The 22,007-nt window shown below is 75.8% G+C and carries 13 protein-coding genes; 8 read left to right on the forward strand and 5 right to left on the reverse strand.

The window, feature by feature from the left end:
- The first annotated feature begins 56 nt into the window (after positions 1-56).
- The 4 genes from WME83_RS06410 (at position 57) to WME83_RS06425 (ending at position 9,924) form a co-directional block, all read left to right on the forward strand.
- Positions 57-1,784, forward strand: coding sequence for a hypothetical protein (locus WME83_RS06410; protein WP_437318362.1), 1,728 nt, complete (start codon positions 57-59; stop codon positions 1,782-1,784).
- On the forward strand, positions 1,781-2,719 hold the full coding sequence (locus WME83_RS06415; protein ID WP_437318363.1) for a 3D domain-containing protein: 939 nt from the start codon (positions 1,781-1,783) through the stop codon (positions 2,717-2,719). Before WME83_RS06410 ends, WME83_RS06415 begins: the two co-directional genes overlap by 4 nt.
- A 168-nt stretch (positions 2,720-2,887) precedes the next feature.
- Entirely contained in the window at positions 2,888-5,713 is a 2,826-nt protein-coding gene (locus WME83_RS06420) for a protein kinase domain-containing protein (protein ID WP_437318364.1), read from the forward strand.
- Positions 5,710-9,924 carry a DnaJ domain-containing protein gene (locus tag WME83_RS06425; protein WP_437318365.1) on the forward strand — a complete coding sequence of 1,405 codons (4,215 nt, stop codon included), beginning with the start codon at positions 5,710-5,712 and terminating at the stop codon, positions 9,922-9,924. The genes WME83_RS06420 and WME83_RS06425 overlap by 4 nt, the downstream gene beginning before the upstream one ends.
- Before the next feature lie 6 nt (positions 9,925-9,930).
- On the opposite strand, the gene WME83_RS06430 is transcribed toward WME83_RS06425, so the two are convergent.
- Positions 9,931-11,814, reverse strand: coding sequence for a S41 family peptidase (locus WME83_RS06430; protein ID WP_437318366.1), 1,884 nt, complete (start codon positions 11,812-11,814; stop codon positions 9,931-9,933).
- Complete coding sequence (locus WME83_RS06435) at positions 11,811-12,128, reverse strand: hypothetical protein (RefSeq protein ID WP_437318367.1); 318 nt, start codon at positions 12,126-12,128, stop codon at positions 11,811-11,813. Before WME83_RS06435 ends, WME83_RS06430 begins: the two co-directional genes overlap by 4 nt.
- A gap of 277 nt (positions 12,129-12,405) precedes the next feature.
- On the opposite strand from WME83_RS06435, the gene WME83_RS06440 reads away from it, so the two are divergent.
- Positions 12,406-13,233, forward strand: coding sequence for a sigma-70 family RNA polymerase sigma factor (locus WME83_RS06440; RefSeq protein WP_061621450.1), 828 nt, complete (start codon positions 12,406-12,408; stop codon positions 13,231-13,233).
- 198 nt (positions 13,234-13,431) lie between these two features.
- On the opposite strand, the gene WME83_RS06445 is transcribed toward WME83_RS06440, so the two are convergent.
- Entirely contained in the window at positions 13,432-14,253 is an 822-nt protein-coding gene (locus WME83_RS06445) for an MBL fold metallo-hydrolase (protein WP_236644465.1), read from the reverse strand.
- Positions 14,254-14,757: 504 nt separating this feature from the next.
- On the opposite strand from WME83_RS06445, the gene WME83_RS06450 reads away from it, so the two are divergent.
- The 3 genes from WME83_RS06450 to WME83_RS06460 all read left to right on the forward strand — a co-directional run bounded on the left by WME83_RS06450 (position 14,758) and on the right by WME83_RS06460 (position 19,144).
- The gene (locus tag WME83_RS06450) at positions 14,758-15,303 is read left to right on the forward strand and encodes a YdcF family protein (RefSeq protein ID WP_437318368.1); all 546 of its coding nucleotides are present in this window, start codon (positions 14,758-14,760) and stop codon (positions 15,301-15,303) included.
- 2 nt (positions 15,304-15,305) lie between these two features.
- The gene (locus WME83_RS06455) at positions 15,306-17,744 is read left to right on the forward strand and encodes a peptidylprolyl isomerase (protein WP_437318369.1); all 2,439 of its coding nucleotides are present in this window, start codon (positions 15,306-15,308) and stop codon (positions 17,742-17,744) included.
- A gap of 275 nt (positions 17,745-18,019) precedes the next feature.
- Positions 18,020-19,144, forward strand: coding sequence for a glycosyltransferase family 2 protein (locus tag WME83_RS06460; RefSeq protein WP_437318370.1), 1,125 nt, complete (start codon positions 18,020-18,022; stop codon positions 19,142-19,144).
- A 90-nt stretch (positions 19,145-19,234) separates the two neighbouring features.
- Here the strand turns inward: WME83_RS06460 and WME83_RS06465 are convergent, their stop codons facing one another.
- Positions 19,235-19,996, reverse strand: a complete 762-nt coding sequence (locus tag WME83_RS06465; protein ID WP_437318371.1) for a YdcF family protein — start codon at positions 19,994-19,996, stop codon at positions 19,235-19,237.
- 144 nt (positions 19,997-20,140) lie between these two features.
- Complete coding sequence (locus WME83_RS06470; RefSeq protein WP_437318372.1) at positions 20,141-21,973, reverse strand: MYXO-CTERM sorting domain-containing protein; 1,833 nt, start codon at positions 21,971-21,973, stop codon at positions 20,141-20,143.
- Between the last annotated feature and the right edge of the window lie 34 nt (positions 21,974-22,007).

The raw sequence follows: 22,007 nt of genomic DNA on the forward strand, positions 1-22,007 counted from the left end.
CGACCGCGGCAGGAAGGCGCTACGGTTCGGTCGTGAGCGTACGATCGACCTCCGCCATGTCCCGGCGCGCCGCCGCGCTCCTGGCCCTCGTCCTCGGCCTGAGCGCGGGCGCTCTCGGCTGCAAATCGCCGGGCGCGCCGGCCGACGCCGGCGTCCAGGGCCCGAGCCCCGTGCCCGCGCCGGCCGGGCTCATCGCCGAGGCGTTCCTGCCGACGCCCGACGCCACCTGGGCCAAGGTGCGCGCCCTCGTCGGCGGCCCGGCGGCGCTCCTCCCGGGCAGCGTCGGCGCCCTCGCCGCGTCGCTGCTCGGCCTGCCCATCGCCGTCGCGTCCGAGATCGACGGCAACGTCCCGGCGCTCGGTGTGGCCGTGGACGCCCCCGATCGGCCGCGCCCCCGGGCCGCGCTCGGCCTCCACGTGAAGGACGGCGCGCGCCTGATCGATCAGCTCACGCGGGGCGAGGGGGCGCGCTTCCGCGCGACGCCCGACGCGGCGACCTCGATCGCGCTGCTCGAGCCGCTGCAGGGGACGAGCCCGGTGGCCCTCGGCGTCCTCGGCAACTACCTGCTCGTCGCGGAGACCCCGGGCGACCTGACGGCGCTGGGCCCCTATGTCGCGCGGACGATGCCGCAGGCGCAGGTGCCGAAGGAGGATCTCGCGATCGAGCTCCCGCGGCACGCGCTGGAGGGCCCGGTGCTCAGGGCGGCGCGGAGCGCCTGGGACAGGGCGCGCGGGCCTGACGGCGCGCCGGCCGCCACCGCGGTCCCGCTCGCCCCGATGGTCGAGGGCGCGCTCGCGGTGCTCGGCGATCTCGAGCGCGCGCGCCTCACGCTCACGCTGGACGAGGGCGCGCACCTGCGCGCCTCCGGGACGCCGAAGCCCGGCGGCGGCCCGGCGTCCAAGGCGTCGGCCGATCTCGCGGTCGGCGACGTGAAGCCGCTGCTCGATCTGCCCGCCGACGCGCTCGTCGGGATCCTGGCCCGCGACCGGGCCGCGTCGCGCGCCGAGAACGTGCCCAAGCTCGTCGACGCCGTCGCGGGGCTCGTCGAGGGCGGCCTCCCGCCCGCCGAGCGGGAGCGGCTCGGCGCCGCGATCCGCGCGGCGTCGGACGCGCGCGGCGAGTGGTTCGCCGGCGGGGTCCGCTTCGACGGCGCGGGCCCCACGGCGTTCGTGCGCGCCGCGGTGGCCGATCGGGCCAAGCTCGAGGCCGCGATCCAGGACCTCGTCGGGACCGCCGAGCTCCCGCCGATCCAGGCGGCGCTCAAGCGGGAGGGGTTCCGGGTCTCCGCGGGCAAGGCCGAGGTCGCGCAGCAGGTCGGCGAGGTGCGGCGCGTGCGCATCGAGCAGACCGCCGCGGCGGGCCAGCCCGGCGGCGCGGGCGCGCCGCCGGCGCGCAAGGGGGCGCCGGGCGCGGGGCCGCCGCCCGCGATCGAGCTGCATTATCTGATCCGCGACGACGGCCTGTTCGCCTCGGTCGGCAACGATCCGAGCGCGGGGCTCCGCAGCGCCGTCGCCGCGATCGAGGGGGAGAGCCTCGGCGACGTCCCGGCCATGAAGGCCGCGCTGGCCCCGCTCGGCGCGGACATCGCGTTCGCGCTGGTGCTCGAGCCGCTGCGGCTCGTCGCGAGCCGCCTCGGCCAGCCGGGCGCGGGCGATCCGGCGCCCGTGGTGATCGCCGCCGGCGCCGCGCCGGCCGGCGACGGCGCCCCCGCCGCGCTCTGGGCGCGCGCCGACGTCGCCGCCGCGGCGATCCGGGAGCTCGCGCGGTTCGGAGGCGCCTTTTGACGAGCGCGGCGCCCGCCGTGCGCGGGCTCGGCGCGCTGCTCTTCGCGCTCGCCGCGGGGTGCGCGGCGAAGGGCGGCGCGGACTGGGTCCAGGACGGCGCGAGCGAGCCGCGGCTCGCGCGCGGAGGCGGCGGCTGGCTCCACGCGCCGGGCCAAGGCGATCGCGATCCGGGCGGCGGCGCCGCGGGTCGCGGCGCCGCCGCGCCGGGCGAGGCGGCCGACGCGGCGCGCGCCCACCGGGGCGGCGCCGCGGGCGCGGCCGCCGCGGAGGATGAGCCCGCGATCCTCGTCCGCGAGCACGGCCGGCCCGCGCGCGCGGGCGGCGCGGCGCGCGCGGCCGCGCCGCCGGAGCTCGGGCCCGGGCTGTTCCGGAACACCTACTACGACTTCCCGACCGAGGGCGGCGGGCCGAAGGACGCGGTGCTCTACGACGCCGCATGCGCGCCGCTCGCGAGCGTCCCGCGCGCTTTCCACGACCAGGTCTGCGTCCAGGGGAGCGGCCGGCTCGCGTCGGGCGACACGGTGAGCTTCGCGCGGCGCGGGTGCGCGTGCGCGGACGTCTGCCCGCGCACCGACCAAAAGGTCTGCTTCGAGCGGCTCGACCCGCGGCGCTTCCCGTACGGCCGCGGCGCGACCGGGCGCCCCATCACGCCGCTGCGCACGGTCGCGGTCGACTCGAGCGTCATCCCGCTCGGCACGGCCCTCTATGTGCCCGAGCTCGTCGGCCTGCCGCTCCCGGGCGGCGGCCGCCACGATGGCTGCTTCGTCGCCGAGGATCGTGGCATCAAGGTCGTCGGGCGGCAGATCGACGTCTTCACGGGCGACCCGGCGGTCACCGCCCGCCTCAACGCGCTCTTCCCATCGAACCGCGGCGTGCGCCTCGTGCTCGATGACGCGCGATGTCGCGCGGTCGTCGCCGCGCCCGGGCCGTCCTGACCGGCGGTCCACCCCGCGGAAATGCGCGGAAATGCGGGCGGTCCGAGGAGGTCGAGGGACGTCGAGGGAGGGCGCGCGACGGCCGTAAGGCGGGCCGCGCTCTCGGGTGAAATCCGGAACCTGGCGAGGGCGCGGAGGTGATACGATTTCCCGCCTTCCGGTGGCCGAATGACCTCACGTGGCGTCATCCCCGAGTCCGTCATCCCTCCTCCCTCGGAGGTCTCGGACGCCCCGGACGAGAAGCAGCGGGCGCGCGCCCGCGTCGGGATGACCCTCAAGAACAAGTGGCGGATCGACGCCCTCCTCGGCGTGGGCGGCATGGCGTCGGTGTACGCCGCCACCCACCGGAACGGCTCGCGCGCCGCGCTGAAGATCCTGCACGCCGAGTTCGCGCGGGACGTCGGCATCCGCGACCGCTTTTTGCGCGAGGGGTACGTCGCCAACAAGATCGATCACCCCGGCCGGGTCGCGATCCTCGACGACGACATCACCGAGCAGGACGAGCCGTTCCTCGTGATGGAGCTGCTCGACGGCGAGACCGTGCAGCAGCTCTGGAAGCGCAAGAGCCGGAAGCTCCCCGTCGCCGAGGCGCTCTGGATCGCCGGGGAGGTGCTCAAGACGCTGGAGAGCTTCCACGCGGAGGGCATCGTCCACCGCGACCTGAAGCCCGCGAACATCTTCATCACGAAGGACAACGTGGTGAAGCTGCTCGACTTCGGCGTGGCCAGGCTGCGCGGCGCGCCCGGCGACAAGACCAAGGCGGGCACGGCGCTCGGGACCCCGTCGTTCATGGCGCCGGAGCAGGCGATGGGGCTGACCGAGGGGGTCGACGGGCGGGCGGACCTCTTCTCGATCGGCGCGACCCTGTACGCCGTGCTCAGCGGGCAGCGCCTGCACCAGGGCCGCTCGGACAACGAGGCGTTCATCCTCGCCGCGACCACGCCGGCCCCGTCGCTCGCGCGGATCGCGCCCGAGCTGCCCGCCTCGGTCATCGGCCTCGTCGACAAGGCGCTCGCCTGGGATCGGCGCAACCGCTTCGACTCGGCCGCGCAGATGCGGCAGGAGGTGCTGCGCGTCCTCGAGGAGCTCGGCGCGTCCGTCCCGCGCCGCCCCGCGCCGCCGAGCACGGGGCGCCCCCCGCCGGACGAGTCCCCCACGGCCGTCGGGATGCGGCCGCCGGCGGAGCCCGCGCCCCAGGAAGAGCCGGGGGAAGCGGAGCCGGACGACCCCGCGGTCACGCGGCTCACCGAGGTGTTCCGCCGCATGGAGCGGCTGCTCCCGGCGGTGCGCCACTACGGGTGGAGCCACCCGGACGCCGACAACAAGCTCCGCGCGACCTTCCAGGCGATCGTGGAGGCGCTGCGCGCGGACGGGGGCCTCGTCCACTGGGCGCTCTCGCCGTACGCCTTCGAGCACCGCCGGCGGACGGTGTGGGAGCCGCAGCACCCGCTCGATCTCGTCCCGTACAACCTCTTCGCGGCCGGCGTGCGGCGCGTGCAGCTGCTCCCGGGCATCACGGAGGAAGAGCTGCGCGCCTTCTGCGAGGTGCTGCTGCTCGATCCGCTGCGCGATCTCGCCCCCGAGGACGACGTCGCGGCGGCCCTGTGGGAGCGCCGCCTCGAGCACGTGCGCTACGACGTCGTGAGCGTCTTCGCCGAGGGGGACGCGGCCGATCGCGAGCAGTTCTGGCACGAGGCCGACGACGTCGAGAGCATGGCCCGGCGCGCCGCCGAGGAGCGGGCGAACCGCGCCGAGGCGGCCGCGATGGTGATCGACACCGACGCGGCCGCGCTGCGGGCGGCGCGCCGCGCCGCGAGCGCGCTCGCGCTCGACCCGGTCGCGCAGCGCGCCCTCGGCACGCAGCTCGTGCTCAGCCCGGATCGCTGGAGCGAGCGCTTCGTCGAGATCGTGGCGGACGCCTTCCTGAACGCGAAGCGCTACCAGGACGTCGAGCTCGTCGCCGAGCCGATGGCCGCCTCGGCGCGCGATCTCATCCTCGCGCGCCGCTTCGACGTGCTCTTCGGCATGCACGACGCGCTGGAGAAGGCGCTCGACGCGCTCGCGCCCCGGCAGCAGGGCGGCGCGCTCGCGACGGAGCTCGCCCGGGGCATGTTCCCGCCCGACACGATGCGGCTGCTCCTCCGCGAGGCGACGCGCGTGGTCGCGCCGGGCGCCCCCGGCGCCGCGGCGCAGCCCGCGCCCGTGGACCTCGATCTCGTCGCGCAGCGCCTCGCGCCCATCCTGCACAAGCTCGGCAGCGAGACCCTGCCGGTCGCCATGGAGGTCGTCGGGCACGTCGCCCACGAGCCCCTGCGCCGCGCGCTCCTCGGCCACCTCGAGCGCACGCTGCCCGGGCACGAGGAGGGGGTCGTCGACGCGCTCATGACCCTGGATCTCGACGTCGCCCGCCCGATCCTCAAGATGTTCGCCGCGTCTCGGACGCAGGGCGCCCTCGGCGCGCTGAAGCGCCTCTCCGGGTGCGCGAACGCGGCGCTCCGCTGCGAGGCGATCGCCCACCTCGCGACGAGCCCCGAGCAGATCCGGGACGAGCTGCTCTCGCTCGCCGAGTCGGCGCCCCCGGAGGTGCGCGTCGCGGCGCTCCGCACGCTGGCGCACCACCAGGTCCGCGCGGCCGGCCCGCTGCTCGTCCGCCGCGTGCAGGACAGCTCGTTCCACCAGCTCACGCTCGACGAGCGGCGCGAGTTCCTCGGCGCGCTCTACACGCTGAACCCGGCGCGCGGCGAGTCGGTCGCCGTCGAGCTGCTCCAGCGGCACGGCCTGCTCGCGGACGACGCCGCGGAGCAGACCCGCTGCCTCTCGGCCGAGCTGCTCGGCCGCGAGGCGCGCTCCCAGGAGGCGCTCGACGCCGCGCTCGCGGCCTCGAAGCGGCGGCCCTGGAACAGCCAGGCGCTGCGCGACGCCGCGAGCGCCGCCGCCGAGGCGATCGCCGGCCGCCTCGGCAAGCGGATCTCGACGGTCGGAGATCTCCCGTGACGGCTCCCCAGGTCGACGTCATCAGCCAGAACGTGTCCGAGAACATCCGGCGCGAGCAGGCGCGCGATCTCGCCGCCAGCGTCGTGCAGGCGCTCTTCCGGCTGGTGAAGCTCTCGACGCTGCACGCCATCGACAACCAGGCCATGGTGCGGCAGGTCGAGGAGACCGTGTCGCTGGTCCAGGACTTCGGCCAGCGCTCCGGCCACAACGTCTCCATCCTGTTCACCCGCGGCTCGGTCTTCGTCTCCGGGCAGCTCCTCAAGGCGAACCGCGCCGTCTACGAGGGCGCCCTCGAGCTCGGCGACATCCTGGGCCGCTGCGGCTACTCCGAGATCGGGATCGCGAAGGACGTCCGCGCGAGCGACCTCTACGCGCTCGCCTCCGCGCTCGCGGAGGCCCTCCGGAGCGGGAGGCCGGCGCTCGCGGACCGCCCGGCCCCGCGCGTCCGCCTGCGCGCCGTGGAGGAGGAGGTGCTCCGCCGCGAGGTGGCGGTCGATCGCGAGGGCGACGAGACGTCGGCGATCGTGCGGACCTACGCGACGGCGATCGTGATCCTCCGCCGCTTCTACGACGACCTGCGGCAGGGCCGCTACGCCCTGCGGCAGGGCGTCAAGCGCATCACGCAGCGCCTCGTCGATCTCTCCGCGAACGAGACGCCGGCGTTCCTCGGCGTCACCGCGCTCCGCAACCAGAACCACGACGACGCCGGGCGCGCGGTGAACACCGCGATCCTGAGCCTCGCGATGGCCCGGCAGATCACGGGCGACGTCGTGCTCCTGCAGCGGCTCTCGATGGCGGCGCTGCTCTTCGACATCGCGCGGCCGCGGCTCACCGGCGTCGCGCGGAGCGGCGGCGGGCTCGTCCCGCAGCTGAGCGAGCAGCAGGACGCGGACGTGCCGGCCGGCACGGCGGTCGTGCTGACCGCGCTCGGCCTCGTCAACGAGCCCAGCGTCATGCGCACCGTGGTGGCCTACGAGGCGCACTGGGTGCGCCGCCAGGCCGCGCTCGGCCCGGTCTACCGCGGCCTCCGCCAGCCGACGCTGCAGGCGCGCATCCTCGCGACCGCCCGCGCCTTCAACGACCTCCTGACGCCCGCGCCGGGCGAGGCGCCGCTCTCCGCCGACGAGGCGATCGCCAAGCTCGAGCAGGAGGCGACCGATCCGGCGGACCGCGCGGTGCTGCGGCTGCTCGTCGGCGCGCTCGGCATCTTTCCGACCGGCACGCTCGTGGAGCTCTCGACCGGCGAGGTCGCGCTGGTGGTGCAGACGCCGGCGCACCCGGCCCGCTACTCGCAGCCGCGCGTCCGGCTGGTCCTCGACGCCTCCGGCGGGCCGATCGGGCGCGCGCTCGAGGTCGATCTCGCCGAGCGGCCTCGCCAGGGCGAGCCGACGCGGCACATCCGCCGGATCGTCGCGACCAGCGACGACCCCGCCGCCGCGTCGATGCGCGCCCACGCGGCCGTCCAGGAGGCGCCGCAGGTGTCGCTGCGGACGCCGACGATCCCCGTGGAGCCGCCCGTCCGCTCGGCGCCGGCGCCGGCGTCGCCGCTCGCCAACCTGCGCATGCCGCCGCCGCAGCCGATCACGCGGCCCTCGTCGCCGACGCTGCCGATGACGAACTCGCCGGCGAGCCGGAGGACGCAGCCGCGGCCCGGCGACGCCGGCCGCGGGCCCGCCTCGCCGCCCGAGGCCGCGCCGCCGGCGCAGGCGCCGGTCGACGACGGCGGCGCGGAGGCCAGGATGCTCGCGGATCTGCCGCCGGCGCCGTCCGGCAGGCTCTCGCCCACGTTGCGGCCGGGGCGCACCACCGCGCGCTGGCCGGATCCACCGCAGCCGCAGGAGCCCGCCGCGCCGGCGGAACCGTACCCGCCCCCGCAGGGCGCTCACGGAGAGGAGTCGTGGTCGGTGCAGACAGACAGCGATCCGGACGAGGTCCCCGAGGAGAGCGCGCGGCCGGCCGCGCTGCGCGCCCGCGGCTGGGGAGAGCAGCCATCGCGGCGCGAGCGCGATCCGGTGTCGGAGCTGCCGCCCTCGGCGATGGCCGGCCCCATCGCCGTGCTGTCGCTGCCGGGCGAGCCGCCGACCGCCGAGGGCGCGCTCGCGCGCACGCCGCTCGTCCACCTGCTCGTGTACATGCTCGACCGGCGCCTCACCGGCACCGCGTGCTTCATCGACCCCGGGGGCGTCCGCCACGGCATCTTCTTCAGCGACGGCGTGCCGGCGAAGATCTGGACCGGGACGATCATCGCCCCGCTCGACCGCGTGATCCTCGAGCTCGGCCTCCTCGACGAGGCGACGCTCCGGGAGACGCTCCGCGACATCACGAAGCGGCGGGTGCTGCACGGCCGGCTGCTCGTCTCCCGGGGCCTGCTCGACCGGGAGACGGTCTTCGGCGTGCTGCGCGAGCAGCTCGTGCGCAAGCTCGTCGCGCTCTACGATCTCCCGCCCGACACGCGCTACGCCTACTACGACGGCCAGAACCTGCTGTCGTCCTACGGCGGCCCGGAGCTCATCGGGTGCGAGCCGCTCGCGGTGATCATGGCGGGCGTCCGGCTCCACGCCGACGATCCGCTGATCGACGCGACCCTCGACCGGATCCAGAACCGGCAGCTCGGCCTCCACGTCGAGGCCGAGATGAAGCGGTTCCAGCTCCACCGCGACGAGGCGACCGTCGTCGACCTCCTGCGCACGCGGCGCATGACGCTCGCCGAGCTCGTCGGGGCCGGCGTCGCGCAGGAGCGCGTCGTGCGGCTGACGATCTACGCGCTCGCGATCACGCGGCACCTCGATCTCGGCGCGCCGGGCCGGCGCCCCGTCGGGCTCGGCGCGGCCGCCGGCTCCGGCCGGGAGCGGTCCGCCAGCGCCGCCCCGGCCGACGCGGGCCAGGCCCAGCGCGAGCCGGCCGGCGCGGCGGCGCGGTCGCCGCGCCCCACCTCGGGCTCGACGGCGCCCGCGCCGCGCGCCGCGCGCGGCGAGGCCGACGGCCGCGCGTCGCCGCGGCAGTTCGACGACGCCCCGGCGCCGTCCAGCAGGCGGTCGGGGTCGCCGTTCGCCGAGCCGATCGCGCCGCGCCGGTCGACCGTGCCGCCCCCGTCCGGGACGCCGGACGGCCGCGGCGCGCCGCTCCCGGGCCCGGCGGCGCCCTTCGAGCCGCGCGCGGCCGGCGGCGATCCGGGCGGCGCGCCCCGCGGCGCGGAGCCGAAGGTCCCGAAGCAGCCCCTCGCGCCGGCGTTCGCCGGGGCCCGCGCGCAGCCGCCGATGCAGCAGGCGCCCACCGTCAAGATGGCGGCCGTCGGCGCGGAGGGCAGGGCCGCGCGGGCGGGGCGGACCGAGGCGGCGTCGCCGCCTCCGCCCCCGCGCGCGCCGGAGCCCGCGAGGCCGCAGGCGGGCGCCGCGCCTGCCTCCGATCTCCCGCCGCCGCCGCGCGCCGCGCTGAGCCCCGAGCTGGCCGCGCGCCGCGCCGAGATCGAGGCGCGCGCCGCCGCGATCGACGGCGAGAGCTTCTTCCAGATGCTCGGCGTCGCGGACGACGTCCCCGCGGAGCGCGTGCAGAGCGCCTATTTCGCGCTCGCCAAGCAGTGGCACCCCGACCGGACGCCGCCGGAGCTCCAGGACGTCAAGCCGCTCGTCGCGCGCGTGTTCGCCCGCATCAGCGAGGCCTACCAGACGCTGAGCGACCCCAAGCGGCGCGCCGAGTACCTGCAGGGGCCGAAGGAGGCCGCGCCCCCCGCGGAGGACGAGGAGAAGATCGCCCGCGTCGTCGACGCCGCGCTCGAGTTCCAGAAGGCCGAGATCCTGCTCAAGAAGAACGACCTCGCCGGCGCCGAGATCCGCGCGCACCGCGCGCTGAACGCCGACCCGGAGCAGCCGGAGTACATGACGCTGCTCGTCTGGATCCAGGCGCAGCGGCGCGGCGAGCCGCCCGCGCTCGCGGAGGGGGCCACGAGCGCGCACTACGACGACCTGATCCAGACGCTGGACGTCGTCCTGCGGAAGGAGCCCCGCTACGAGCGGGCGCTCTTCTACCGCGGCATGCTCCTCAAGCGCTCGGGGCGGATCGACCGCGCGATCCGCGATTTCCGCCTCGCGGCCGAGATCAACCCGAAGAACCTCGACGCGATCCGCGAGGTGCGCGTGCAGGAGATGCGCAGCCGCACGACGAGCGACCCGACGCCCGCCGGCGGCCTCCTCGGCAAGTTCTGGAAGCGCTGACGCGCGTCAGCGCGCCGCCGCCGGCACGGCGCCGAGCGACCGCAGCGCGCGGCAGATCGTCTCGTCGCGGCAGGGCCCCACCCGCCCCGCGTGCGCCGGCCAGGGCACCTCGCGCACGCGGTGCAGATCGCGCACGTCGGGGCCGCGCCACGGGCCGAGCGCCCGGTCCACGCGCGCCTCCCGCTCGTTCGTCGCCGGCAGCGAGAGCTGCACCTGCGGCACGATGCCGACCTTCTGCACCGGCGCGCCGTCCGGCAGCGCGTAGAGCAGCGTGGTGAGGCGCAGGACGCCGACGTGGGCGTCGTCGTCGAGGTACTCTTGGGCGCACCCCTTGCCGTAGGTGCGATCGCCGATGACCACGCCGCGCCGGTAGCTGCCGAGCGCGCCGGCGATCATCTCCGCCGCGCTCGCGGAGTCGCCGTCGACGAGCACCGCGAGCGGCCCGCTCCACCCGCGCTCGGTGGGCACGTCCGGCGAGCGCTCCACCTCGACGCCGCCGTCGCGGCGCCGCATCGGGAACAGCGGCACGCCCGGCAGGAACAGCCCCAGCGCGGCGATCGCCCCGTCGGTCGAGCCGCCGCCGTTCGCGCGCACGTCGAGCATCACGCCCCGCGTGTCGCCCTGCGCGCGCGCGCGGCGGAGCGCCGCCGCGACCCGGTCCCCGAGGTCGTCGGGGACGTCGGGGATGGTGATCACCGCGACCTTGCCGTCGCCGAACCGCACCAGATCGAGCGGCAGCTCCGCCGGCGCGGCCTCCGCGGGCTGCGGCCCGATCGGGTGCGGCGCCACGCTCAGCTCGAGCGGCGCCGCGGCGCCGCGCCGGAGCAGCGCCACGCGCGCGGTCGTCCCGGGGCGCACGTCGGCGAGCACGGCGAGCTGCTCGGCCTGCTCGACGCTCATCCCGGAGATCGGGAGGTCCTGGATCCGGATCACCACGTCGCCGTCCGCGAGCGGCGCGAGCGCGCCGCGATCGACGCGCACCCCGATCGCCGTGCGCGTCATCTCCTGCCAGAGGCGGGCGGGCGGGTGCGCCTCGAGATCGAGGTCGTAGATGGAGACCTCCTCCTCGAGCGGCGCCCAGGCGCCGTGGGCGTCCAGCTGGGGCACGTAGGCGCGCACCGCGGCCGCGATCACCGTGCGCGCCCAGCCCTCGTCGCTCATCGAGGGCGCCGCGCGCTCGCGCACGGCGTCGGCGTAGCGCGCGAGCGGCTCCCCGAAGTGCGCGCGCAGCGCGCCGACCTCCCGGCCGAGCTCGCGCGCGAGATCCCGGGCGCTCCGCGTCACCTCGCCGTCCTCGAACGGCGCCGCGGAGATCAGCGCCCACGCCTCGGCGGCCGTCGCGGGCGGGCGGGCCAGCCCGCGGCGGTAGCCCTCGTCGAAGATCCCGTCGAGCTCGCGCGACCACCGGGACAGCTCCTGGCCCACGCGCAGCGCCGCCGAGCACGGCCCGCTGCCCACGGGCGCCTGCAGATCGGCGAGGAGCGCGGCGGCCTCCCGCCGCAGCGACGCCCCCACGGGCGCGTCGGGCGCGACCGACCACAGCCCGTGCGGATCGAGCCAGTCGGAGGTCGCCTCGGCAAACTTTGCGGGATCGATGCGGAGCGGCGGGGCGGCCAGCGTGGTGCGGGCCTGGGCGACGATGGCGCGCGCCTGCTCGCAGCCGAGCGAGGTCGGCGCCCCGGTGGGCACCGCGATGCCGCGGTCGAGGGCGTTCGGGTCGCAGCCGACGCCGTCGATCTCCTCGTCGTCCGGCGCGAGGGCGTGGAGGAGGGGCCGCGAGAGCCCGCGCCGCGCCTTCGCCGCGGGCGTCTCCGCCTCGCGCGAGAGCAAGGCGAGCGTCGCCAGGCAGGCGGCGATGCACGCGACGGAGCTCGCGACGCGTGTCCTCACTGCTCTCCGGATATCACGACGCGGGCCGCGCGGGCAGGGGCGACCGCGGCCATCGGCGCGAGCGTCGCGCGGGCAGGGGCGACCGTGGTCATCGGCGCGCGGTCCGCGGGCGCAGGGGCGACCGTGGTCAGCGGCGCGCGCGACGCGGGGGCAGGGGCGACCGCGGTCATCGGCGCAAGCGTCGCGCGGACGGCTCCGCGGGCGCTGCCCACGCCCTCCGCGGGCGCAGCGGCGACCGCGGTCATCGGCGCAAGCGTCGCGCGGACGGCGCCGCGGGCGCTGCCCACGCCCTCCGCGCGGGCCGCTCGGCCCACGCCGGAAACCTGGACGCAACATCCCGTTCTCATTTGCCGCTCGCGCGCCGTGGATCTGCGCTCAGCGCCGCGCATCCGTGCTCCTTCGCTTTCCCGCAAAGCTTTCGCGTCCCTCCGGGGATCCGAACACGTTGCGCATTCCAGCGCAAAAAAAGGCGATTTCGTAGGGTTTATCCCGGCATCGCGCCTGCATCTGGCCTGGTGCCGCCCACCGGTTCGCACGGGTCTCTCGACCCACGTCCTCCTTGATCGGCGCGCGGCGGAGAGCAAAGAGACCATGAGCACCACCTGGGATCGTGCGGCATTCTCGGCTTATCGTACAGAGCTCGCGAACTACGCCACCCTGAGCCCGGAGGCCGAGCGGGAGCTCGCGCTCCGCTGGCGCGCTGGTGACCGGGACGCCGGCCGGCGCCTCATCGAGGCTTGCCTGCCGTTCGTCATGACGATCGCGCTCGAGTACCGCCGGTGGGGGCTCCCGATGGAGGACATCGTCCAGGAGGGGAACATCGGCCTCCTGAAGGCGGCGGAGCGCTTCGATCCGGACCGCGGCTGCCGCCTGGCGACCTACGCGGCCTACTGGATCCGGGCGGAGATCCGCGAGCACGTGGCGCGGGGGTACCGGATCGTGCGCCTCGGCTCGTCGAAGAGCGAGCGCCGCGCGCTGCGCATCTACCGCAAGACGCACGAGAAGGACCCGGCGGTGCTGGCGGAGCTGAGCGGCCTGTCGGAGGAGCGGGCGGCCGAGCTCTTGCCGCTGCTCATGGCGCGCGACGTCAGCCTGGAGCGCTCTCCGAGCGACGACGGCGTGGCCCCGATGGAGCGGCTCGCGTCGAGCTCGCACACGCCCGAGGAGGAGGCCTGCGCCGCCGACGAGCGCGAGCAGCTCTCGCGCGCGCTGCAGAAGGTCGTGAGCGAGCTGTCGCCCCGCGAGCGCCGCATCATGAGCCAGCGCTGGCTGACCGACAGCCCCGTGACGCTCGAGCAGCTCGGCGCCGACTTCGGCGTCAGCAAGGAGCGCGTGCGGCAGATCGAGGAGCGCGCGAAGAAGCGGATGCGCGCGCGCATCGAGGAGATCACCCGCGAGCCGATGGCCAAGAGCGCGTGACGAGCGGCGGTCGCCCGCTTCGGATACGGGCCCACCTCGACGTTTTCGGTGCTCGGCGTACTTGAGTACGCCTGCGCGCCGAAAACGCCGATCTGGGCCCGTCTCCTGTGCGGGCGACCGCCGCTCGGCTCCGTGTGGGGCGGAGCTCGGACGCGGCTGAGCGTGGGGGCGTTGTCCCGGAGGTGGGGGCCGAACGCGCTAGATCTCGATGACGGTGCCTTCGCGCGCGGCGATGGTGTTCGGGAAGAGCTCGCGGGCGCGCATTTCCTTCTCGCGCACCATGGCGTCGGTCTGGTTGGGGTCGTGGTGGTGCAGGACGAGCTGCTTCGCGCCCGCGGCCTTCGCGAGCTCGCAGCCCGCGACGAACGTGGCGTGACCCCAGCCCGTCTTCGGGCCGCCGCCCACCTCGCCCGCGTACTCCTCGGGCGTGTACATCGCGTCGAAGATCAGCACGTCGGCGCCCATGGCGAGCTTCTTCAGCTTCGGATCCACGATCGCGTAGTGCTCGGAGTCGGTGATGTACACGACGACCTTGCCCTCGTGCTCGACGCGGTACGCGTAGACGCCGTTCGGGTGGTTGCCGCGCGCGTTGGTCACGCGCACGTCGTCGTTCGGGCCGATCGTGACCACCTCGCCCTCGTAGAGATCGCGGAACGTCATCGCCGCGCCCATCTCCGTGAGGTGCACCGGGAAGCTCGGGTAGTCCATCTGCCCGGCGAGCGTCTCCTCGAGCGTCCGCGAGACGTTGAGGCCGCCGTAGAGGTGGATCTTGTTCCCGCGCACGAACGCGGGCGTGAAGAACGGGAAGCCCTGGATGTGATCCCAGTGCACGTGACTGAAGAACATCCAGGCTTCGAAGGGCATCTCCTTGACCAGCTCCTGGCCGAGGAGACGGAGCCCCGTCCCGCCATCGAGGATGACCAGCGTCTCACCGGCACGAATCTCGTAGCAGCTCGTGTTGCCGCCGACTTCGACCGTGCCTGCACCGGGCGTGGGGATGCTTCCGCGAACCCCCCACATCTTGATCCGCATCCTGCCTCGCTCGCTGAACCCCGCCCGTTTCAAGGTAGAGCTATTAGATTCCGAGCGCGGGCAGCGTCAAGCCGGCAGGTGCACCGGGAGCAAGGAAGGTCGCAGACGTGGAGACCTGGCCGGGGGAGCAGGGGCACGGCGCCAATGTAGTTGCGGGGTAGGCGGCAGCCCAGCGACAGGCCGCGAAAGCGCCAGGAAGGCGGCTGCGCCGGCGCGGGCTGCGGGCGAGCGGCGGCGCGCCGGCCGGTCACGTATCGGCCTGGAGCCGGCGGCGCGGGGGGCTCCGCAGGCAGGGCGGGGGAGGCGACGGCGGGGCGGGTGACGGCGGGGCGGGTGACGGCGGCGGCGCGGGTGACGGCGGCGCGGGAGGCCGCGGCGGGGCGGGGGCGGCGGCGCGGGAGGCCGCGGCGGCGTCCTGGCGGCCGGAGGGCAGGGCACGCCCCGCTGCAGCAGATGCGCGACGGCCACGGCCGATGGGCTATGGTCGGGCGCATGCCGCTCCACGCGGACGCCATCGTCGTCCTCGGCTGCAGGATGCTCCCGTCCGGGCGCCCGGCGGCCCCCGGCGCGCGCCGCGCGGCGCGCGCGGCGCAGGCCTACCGCGACGGCGTCGCGCCGTGGGTGATCGCCAGCGGCGGGCGGCGCTGGGGCGCGCAGATCGAGGCGCGCGTGCTCTCCGCCGAGCTGCTGCGCGCCGGCGTCCCGGCCCACGCCATCCTGCAGGACCTCTGGTCGCTGACGACGCACGAGAACGCGATCTTCAGCGCGGCCCTCCTGCGCCGCATGGGCGCGCGGCGGGCGGCGATCGTCACCTGCCCCTGGCACATGGCGAGGGCTCTCCAGAACTTCCGCGAGGTCGGGATCGACGCCTGCGCGCTGCCGTCGCCGCACGTGCGCGCTCCGATGGTTGCGCGCGCGTGGCTGCGCGGTCACGAGGTGGTCTCGATGTGGCTCGACGCGCGCGCGATGCGCCGCCGGCAGATCCTCTGCGAGAGCGCCGACTGGCTGCTCGACGGCGCGCGCCGGGGTGAGACGTGATCATGCCGAGACGGCGACCCTCCCCGCTCCTCGCGCTGCTCCTGCCGCTCGCCGCCTGCACCGGGCAGCCGGCGCCCGGCCCCGCGCCGGACGCGGGGAGCTCCGCGGCGGCGCCGGCCCCGAGCGCCAGCGCGAAGGCGCGGCTCGACGCCCTCCTCGCCGCGGAGCAGCGCCGCGCCGCCCTGGAGGTGAGCGCCGCCGATCAGCAGAGCCGCGACGTCGACGTGCGGCGCGCCGCCGCGCGGGCGCTCGCGCGCATCGGCGGCGACGCGGCGCGGCCAGGGCTCGCGCGGGCGCTCGCCGACGAGGATGACGAGGTGGTCGCGTGGGCCGCCTACGGCCTCGGGTTCTCGTGCAAGGGCCACGAGGCGGAGACGGTCTCCGCGCTCGTCGCGCGCGCGCTCGCCCGCGACGCCCGCCCGGCTCGGGCGGCCGCGCCGGGCGCCGCCGCGCCCGCGAGCGGCGCTGCGTCGGCGAGCGGCGCCGCGCCGGGCGCCGCCGCGCCCGCGAGCGGCGCTGCGTCGGCGAGCGGCGCCGCGTCGGCGAGCGGCGCCGCGTCGGCGAGCGCCGGCGCACCCGCGGGAGCGCCGCGGCTCGACGCCGGCGGCGCGCTCGCCCGGGCGATCGGGCGGTGCGGCGCCGAGGCGTCGGAGCCGACGCTCGTCGCGTGGCTCGAGGGGCCGCGCGAGCGCGCGATCCACGCGGCGTACGCGCTCGGAGATCTCGCCGCGATCAAGCTCAAGCTGCGTGAGGAGACGCTCGTCGCGCTGCTCAACCTCGCCGCGGGCAGCGCGGCCAGCCCGCCGGTCCCGGAGGCGCTCTACCCGATCGGGCGGCTCGAGCACGTCCCGCTCACGGTCATCCCCCGCATCCGCGACGTCGCCGCCGCGCGGCTCGCGGAGGCGGGCGACGCGCGGCTCTTCGCGGTGCGCGCGCTCGGCCGGGCAGGGGAGGCGGCCGCCCCCGAGCTCGCGCGCGTGCTCGGCACGAAGGGCGTGTTCTCCGCGAGCGAGCGCGCCGAGGCCGCGCGCGCCCTCAAGCGGCTCGGCGCGCCCGGCCAGCGCGCCCTCGCCGACGCGCTCCCCGCGCTCGTCCCGAGCGCCGATCCCATCGCGCTCACCGGCCTCGTGGGCGAGGACCTCGGCGTGCTGCTCACCGCCCTCGACGCGCTCGGGGCCGCGGGCGCCGCGCGCAAGCCGCTCCGCGAGCTCGCCGCCCTGCCGCCGCCGCCGAGCGCGCCCGCGGCGATCCTCCGCCGCCTCGCGTGGCTCCGCTGCGGCGCGGCCAAGCTCCTCGCCGGCGCGAACTACCGCGATCCGCTGCTCCTCGGCTGCGACGTCACGGCGCCTCCGGATCCGGAGAGCAAGCCGGACGCCGCCGCGCCGGTGCGCGGCTCGATCGGCGCCCGGGCGGTCGTCGAGGTGATCGGTCGCGAGGCGATCACGGGCGCGCGGCTCGCCGCGTACCGCGCCTACGCCGCGTCGGGCGACCTGCGCGCGCGGGAGGCCGCGATCGATCTCATCGCCTCGCACGAGGAGATCGACGGCGCGCCCGACCTGCTCGCGAAGGCGCTCGCCGCGGAGGAGCCGGGCCTCGTCGCCGCCGCGGCGGAGGTGATCGCGCGGCAGCCCCAGCGCGCGTCGGAGGCGCCGGCGCAGGGGAAGCGGAAGCGCAAGCGGCGGCTCGACGACAAGGGCGCGCCCGCCGCGGTCACGTCGCCCGCGATCGAGGGCGCGCTGCTCTCGCTCCTCGACCGCCCTGGCGTGCGCGACGATCCGGAGCTGATCGGCGCGGTCATCGACGCGGCGGGGGCGCTCTCGCTCAAGCAGGCCGAGGCGCGGCTCGAGGAGCTCTGCCGATCGAGCTACCCCACGACGCGGGCGCGCGCGGGGACGGCGCTCGGCGTGCTCCGGGGCCGCAAGGTCGCGTGCGACGCCGGGCCGCCGGGCGACGCCGGGCGGCCGGCCGCCGCGCCGCCGGCCGGCGAGCTGCCGGCCGAGGCCTCCGCGCTCGCGCGCGCGCCGGCGGCGCTGACCTTCGACACGGACGCCGGCGAGCTCACGATGACGCTCGACCCCGCGCTCGCGCCGGTCGCGGTGACCCGCTTCGTGGATCTCGCGCGCTCCGGTTATTACGACGGCAAGATCGTCCACCGCGTGGTGCCGGGCTTCGTCACCCAGTTCGGCGCGCCGTTCGGCGACGGCGCCGGAGGTCCGCCCGGCAGGCCGGCGCTCCGCTGCGAGACGTCGCCGGTCCCGTTCGAGCCGCTGCGCGTCGGCGTGGCCCTCGCCGGCCGCGACACAGGATCGAGCCAGCTCTTCGTCATGCACGCGCGCGCGCCGCACCTCGACGGCCAGTACGCGGCGGTCGGCGTCGCCGCCGGGCCGTGGGCTGCGCTCGTGGACGGGGACGTCATCCGGAGCGTGAAGGTGCGCGACTGATCGCGCGCGGCGTGCAGCACGCGTCACCGAATCGTGCGCGGAGCGCGTCACCGAATCGTGCGCGGAGCGCGTCACCGAATCGTGCGCGGAGCGCGTCACCGAATCGCGCGCGGAGCGCGCCGCCGAATCGCGCGCGCCGCGCTTCGATGCGACGAGCGCCGCGCTTCGACATCGCGTGCGCCGCGTGACGCGCGAGCGACGCAAACCGCTGGGGCTCGGCGGCGTCCCTCCATGTCGATTGACAAGCGCCCCCGACCGGCGCTTTACAGTGTAGCGTGGTCATCGCCTCCTTCCTGGCCGTCGCGGTGCTCGTGTACACGTACTTCGGGTACCCGATCGTTATCGGCATCCTGGCGCGCCTCTGGCCTGCGCAGCGGAAGGAGGACCCGAGCTACGTCCCCACGGTGACGGCGTGCATCCCCGTCTACAACGCGGCGTCGTATCTGCCGGCGAAGGTCGAGAGCCTCTTCGCGCTCGACTATCCGAGGGACAAGCTGGAGGTCCTGCTCTACTCGGACGGGTCGACCGACGACACGGTGCGCGTCGCCCAGCAGCTCTCGGAGCGCGACCCCCGGGTGAAGCTGATCGTCAGCGAGGCGCGGCGCGGCAAGCCGATCGGCGTGAACACGATGCTCGGGGTCGCGACGGGCGAGGTGCTGCTCATGACGGACGTCCGCCAGCCGCTCGTGCCCGGGGCGCTGCGCGCGCTCGTGCGGCTCCTGGCCGATCCCGGCGCGGGCTGCGTCTCCGGCAACCTGGTGCTGAAGGGCTCGGCGGGCTCGGGGGCGTACTGGCGTTACGAGAACTGGATCCGCCTCCAGGAGGGGCGGTTCCGGAGCATGGTCGGGGTGACCGGCCCCATCTACGCCATCCGTCGCGCCGACATGACCCAGCTCCCGGAGGGCGTCATCCTCGACGACATGTGGGTGCCGATGCGGCTCCGGCTCGAGGGCCGCTCGATCCTCTTCGCCGAGGACGCGATCGCGTACGACGACGCCTTCGGCGACGAGCGCGAGTTCGGCCGCAAGGTGCGCACGCTGGCGGGCAACTACCAGCTCTTCTCGCTGCTCCCGGCGCTGCTCGTCCCGTTCCGGAACCCGTCCTGGTTTGAGATCTTCTCGCACAAGCTGCTTCGCCTCGTGTGCCCCTGGGCGCTCGTCGCGCTGCTGCTCACGTCGACGACCGCCTGGATCGGCGCCGAGTCGAGCGGCGACGCGTCGTGGACGCTTTACGCGACGCGCGCGCTGTTCGGCGGCCAGGCGGCGTTCTACCTGCTCGCGGTGCTCGGGGGCGCCGCGGGCAAGCTCGGCGCGCTCGCGCGCACGTTCGTGGTCCTCAACGCGGCGGCCGTGGTCGGCCTGTGGCGCTTCGTGCGCGGCTCGCAGAAGGTCACCTGGTAGCGCGGGGCGCGGCCACGGGCGCCGCGGCCACGGATCGCGCGGGCCCGAGCGCTCGCGCGCTCGCTCGCTCGCTCGCCGCGATCGCGCGGGCTACGGCTCGAGCAGGCCCACGAGCTCGTGGACGGCGCGGTGCGATCGCAGGAGGGCGAGCGACGACGGGAGCAGCCGCCCCGGCCCCTCGTGCGGCGGCGCCTGGAACCTGACCGGCGCGGGGAGCACGTCGAGGCCCGCGCGCTCGAACATGCGGAGCGAGCGCGGCATGTGGAGCGCGCTCGTCACGAGCACCACGGCGTCGGGCGAGAGGCCGCGCGCGATCCGGGCGGAGTGGAGGGCGTTCTCCCGGGTGTCGCGCGACTCGGTCTCCAGGATGATCTTCTTCCTCGGCACGCCCAGCTCGACGAGCAGGTCGGCCATGGCGCCGGCGAGCTCGGTGGGCGCGCGCCGGAGGTCCCGCCCCGAGACGATGACGTGGCCGAAGCCGTAGGTGCGGTAGACCCGCGCGGCGCCGAGGCCGCGCTCGATGCCGTCCGCCGTCTGCCGTTCCAAGGCGGGCGTGCCGAACTCGTCGGCGTCGATCCCGGCGGTGAGGACGATCAGGACCCGCCGCTCGGGCGCGCTCTGGGCGAGCTCCGGCCGCAGGTCCCGCGGCGCCGTGCTCATCCGGCGCGAGATCGCGCTGGAGACCTCGGGCATCGAGAGGAGCCACAGCGCGAGCCAGGCGCCCCACGCGAGCGCCCGACCGACCTTCGACCAGCGCGCGCGGTACGGAAAGCCGCCGCCGGAGAGCGCGAGGCCGATGCCCGCGACGACGAGGAGCACGAGCAGGGGATCGACGAGGCGGGAGATGGACAAGGCGAGGCTCGCCGAGGAGGCGCTCGGCGCGCTTTATCTATGCCGTCGTCGGGGGGCGAGGCGAGCGAAAAGGGCGCGCCGCGAAGGTGTGGGGCGGACGCGCGGCGCGCCCGCCCCGGCGCTGCTGCTCGTGACGGACGGCGCTCAGCGCCGCCGGTACGCGCGTCGCCGCCGGGCCGCGGCGGAGGCGAGGGCGAGCCCGGCGAGGCCCGCGGGGAGCCACCCGCCGTGGCCGCCCTCGGGCGTCCGGCAGCCGCACCCGCCCGCCTCGCGGGCGCCGTCCGGGCCGCCGCCGGTCGGGCCGTCGCCGCCGCCGCCGCTGGCGTCGCCGCCGCCGCTGGCGTCGCCGCCGCCGGTGTTGTCGGGCGCCTCCCCCAGATCGATCGACGCGTCGGCGCTCGCGACGAGGATCGGCGGCGCCTCGCCGGTCTCCTCGTAAATGGCGTGGAGCCGCTCTCCCAGGTCGTCCGTGACGTTCTCGGAGCGCAGGAAGTCGATGTACTCCCTCGTCATCGACTGGTAGTAGACGCGCGCCGAGAGCGTCTGGGCGCCGGAGGCGCCGGCGGGGACGGTGAGCGTGAAGCGCGCCTCGTCGTAGTTGCGGTATCCGCCGTTCCCGTCGCCGAAGTCGATCTCCGGCGTCGGCTCGGTCGTCCGCGACGGCACGAAGCCCTTCGGCGGGATGCGCGTGTCGGAGATGATCATGTCGTGGAGCGCGAGGTGCTCCTCCTTCTCCCCCGCGCCCGCGTCGCCGTCCCAGCGCCCGTGCACGGCCCGGTACTCGTGGGTGGGCGGCTCGTGCTGGATCTCGCCGGTGTCCGCGTCGTAGCCGCCGAGCAGCGGCCGCTCGACGCCGTCCTCGCCGACGAGGAACACGGCGATCCAGGCGCGCCGGCTCTCGGCGTAGCCGGTCGGGAACTTGTGGCCGGTGAGGTTCTCGACGCGGACGGTGACGGCGATCTCGTCGCCGGGCCTCGCTTCCTCGGGGGCCTCGACGAGCGTGACCGAGGCGGCCGAGGCGAGGCTCTCGAGGGTGCGGTCGAGCGCGAGCTGGAAGGAGGCTTCGCGCTCCGCGACGTACTCCTTCTCGGCCGCCATGACCGCCTGGATGCCCCAGTGGTTGCCGCCGACGAGGACGTGGTCGCGCGGATCGGTGCGGAGCGGGCCGAGATCGGCCACGGCCAGCTCTCCGGTCTTCTTCTTCATGTGGCAGTCGACGCAGCTCCGAGGGTCCGCGCCGCCGTCGCGGAAGTCGCTGGAGGCCCACTCCTCGAAGGTCGTATCGAGCGGAAACTCGATCGTGGTCTCGGTGCCGTCCGCGTTCCTGAGCAGGACCTCCGGGTTCGTGACCTGGTGGCATTGCCCGCAGAACTGCGAGCCGGCGAGCATGGGGTCCCGCTCGCCGACGTGGGAGTTCGACTCCACGTTCTCGTAGGGCCCGTACATCACGGGCGTGCTGGTGAACCCGGCGGCCTCCGGCGTGGTGTCGAACACGAGCTGCGCGTTGCCGAGGTGGTACGACGGCTTGCCGTCGTCGCCGAGGGTCGGCTTCGCGCGGTGGCACACGTTGCAGCTGACCCCCTGGCCATCGACGATCTTCCCGTCGGACGCGGCGTTCGGGTCGAACCCCGAGCCGTCCGGCGCCGCCGCCCTCCCGTTCACGAAGCCCACCGGAGAGTGGCAGCGCAAGCAGAACGTGCCGATCCCCGGCACGTCCTGGTTGGCGATCGTGAGCGCCGCCTTGAAGATCGGATCGCGCCACGCGTTGGCCATCATGGTGCCTGCCCACGTGTCTGTGGGCATGTAATCCAGCGGGTCCTGGCCTTCCGCGCGGTGGCATCCAGCGCAGCGCTCGGCGGTGCCGAGGTTGTTCGGCTGCGGCATCTCGCCCGCCTTGGTCCCCTGGAGATCATCGATTCCGGCGGCTGCTCCGCGGCTCAGCAGCCCGAGCGCGAGCACCCAACCAACCCCCAACATCGACTTCTTCTGCATAGCTCGGATCCAGATCTGG

It is taken from the genome of Sorangium sp. So ce385, from assembly GCF_051474135.1.
GTDB classification, from domain to species: Bacteria; Myxococcota_A; Polyangia; order Polyangiales; family Polyangiaceae; genus Sorangium; species Sorangium cellulosum_D.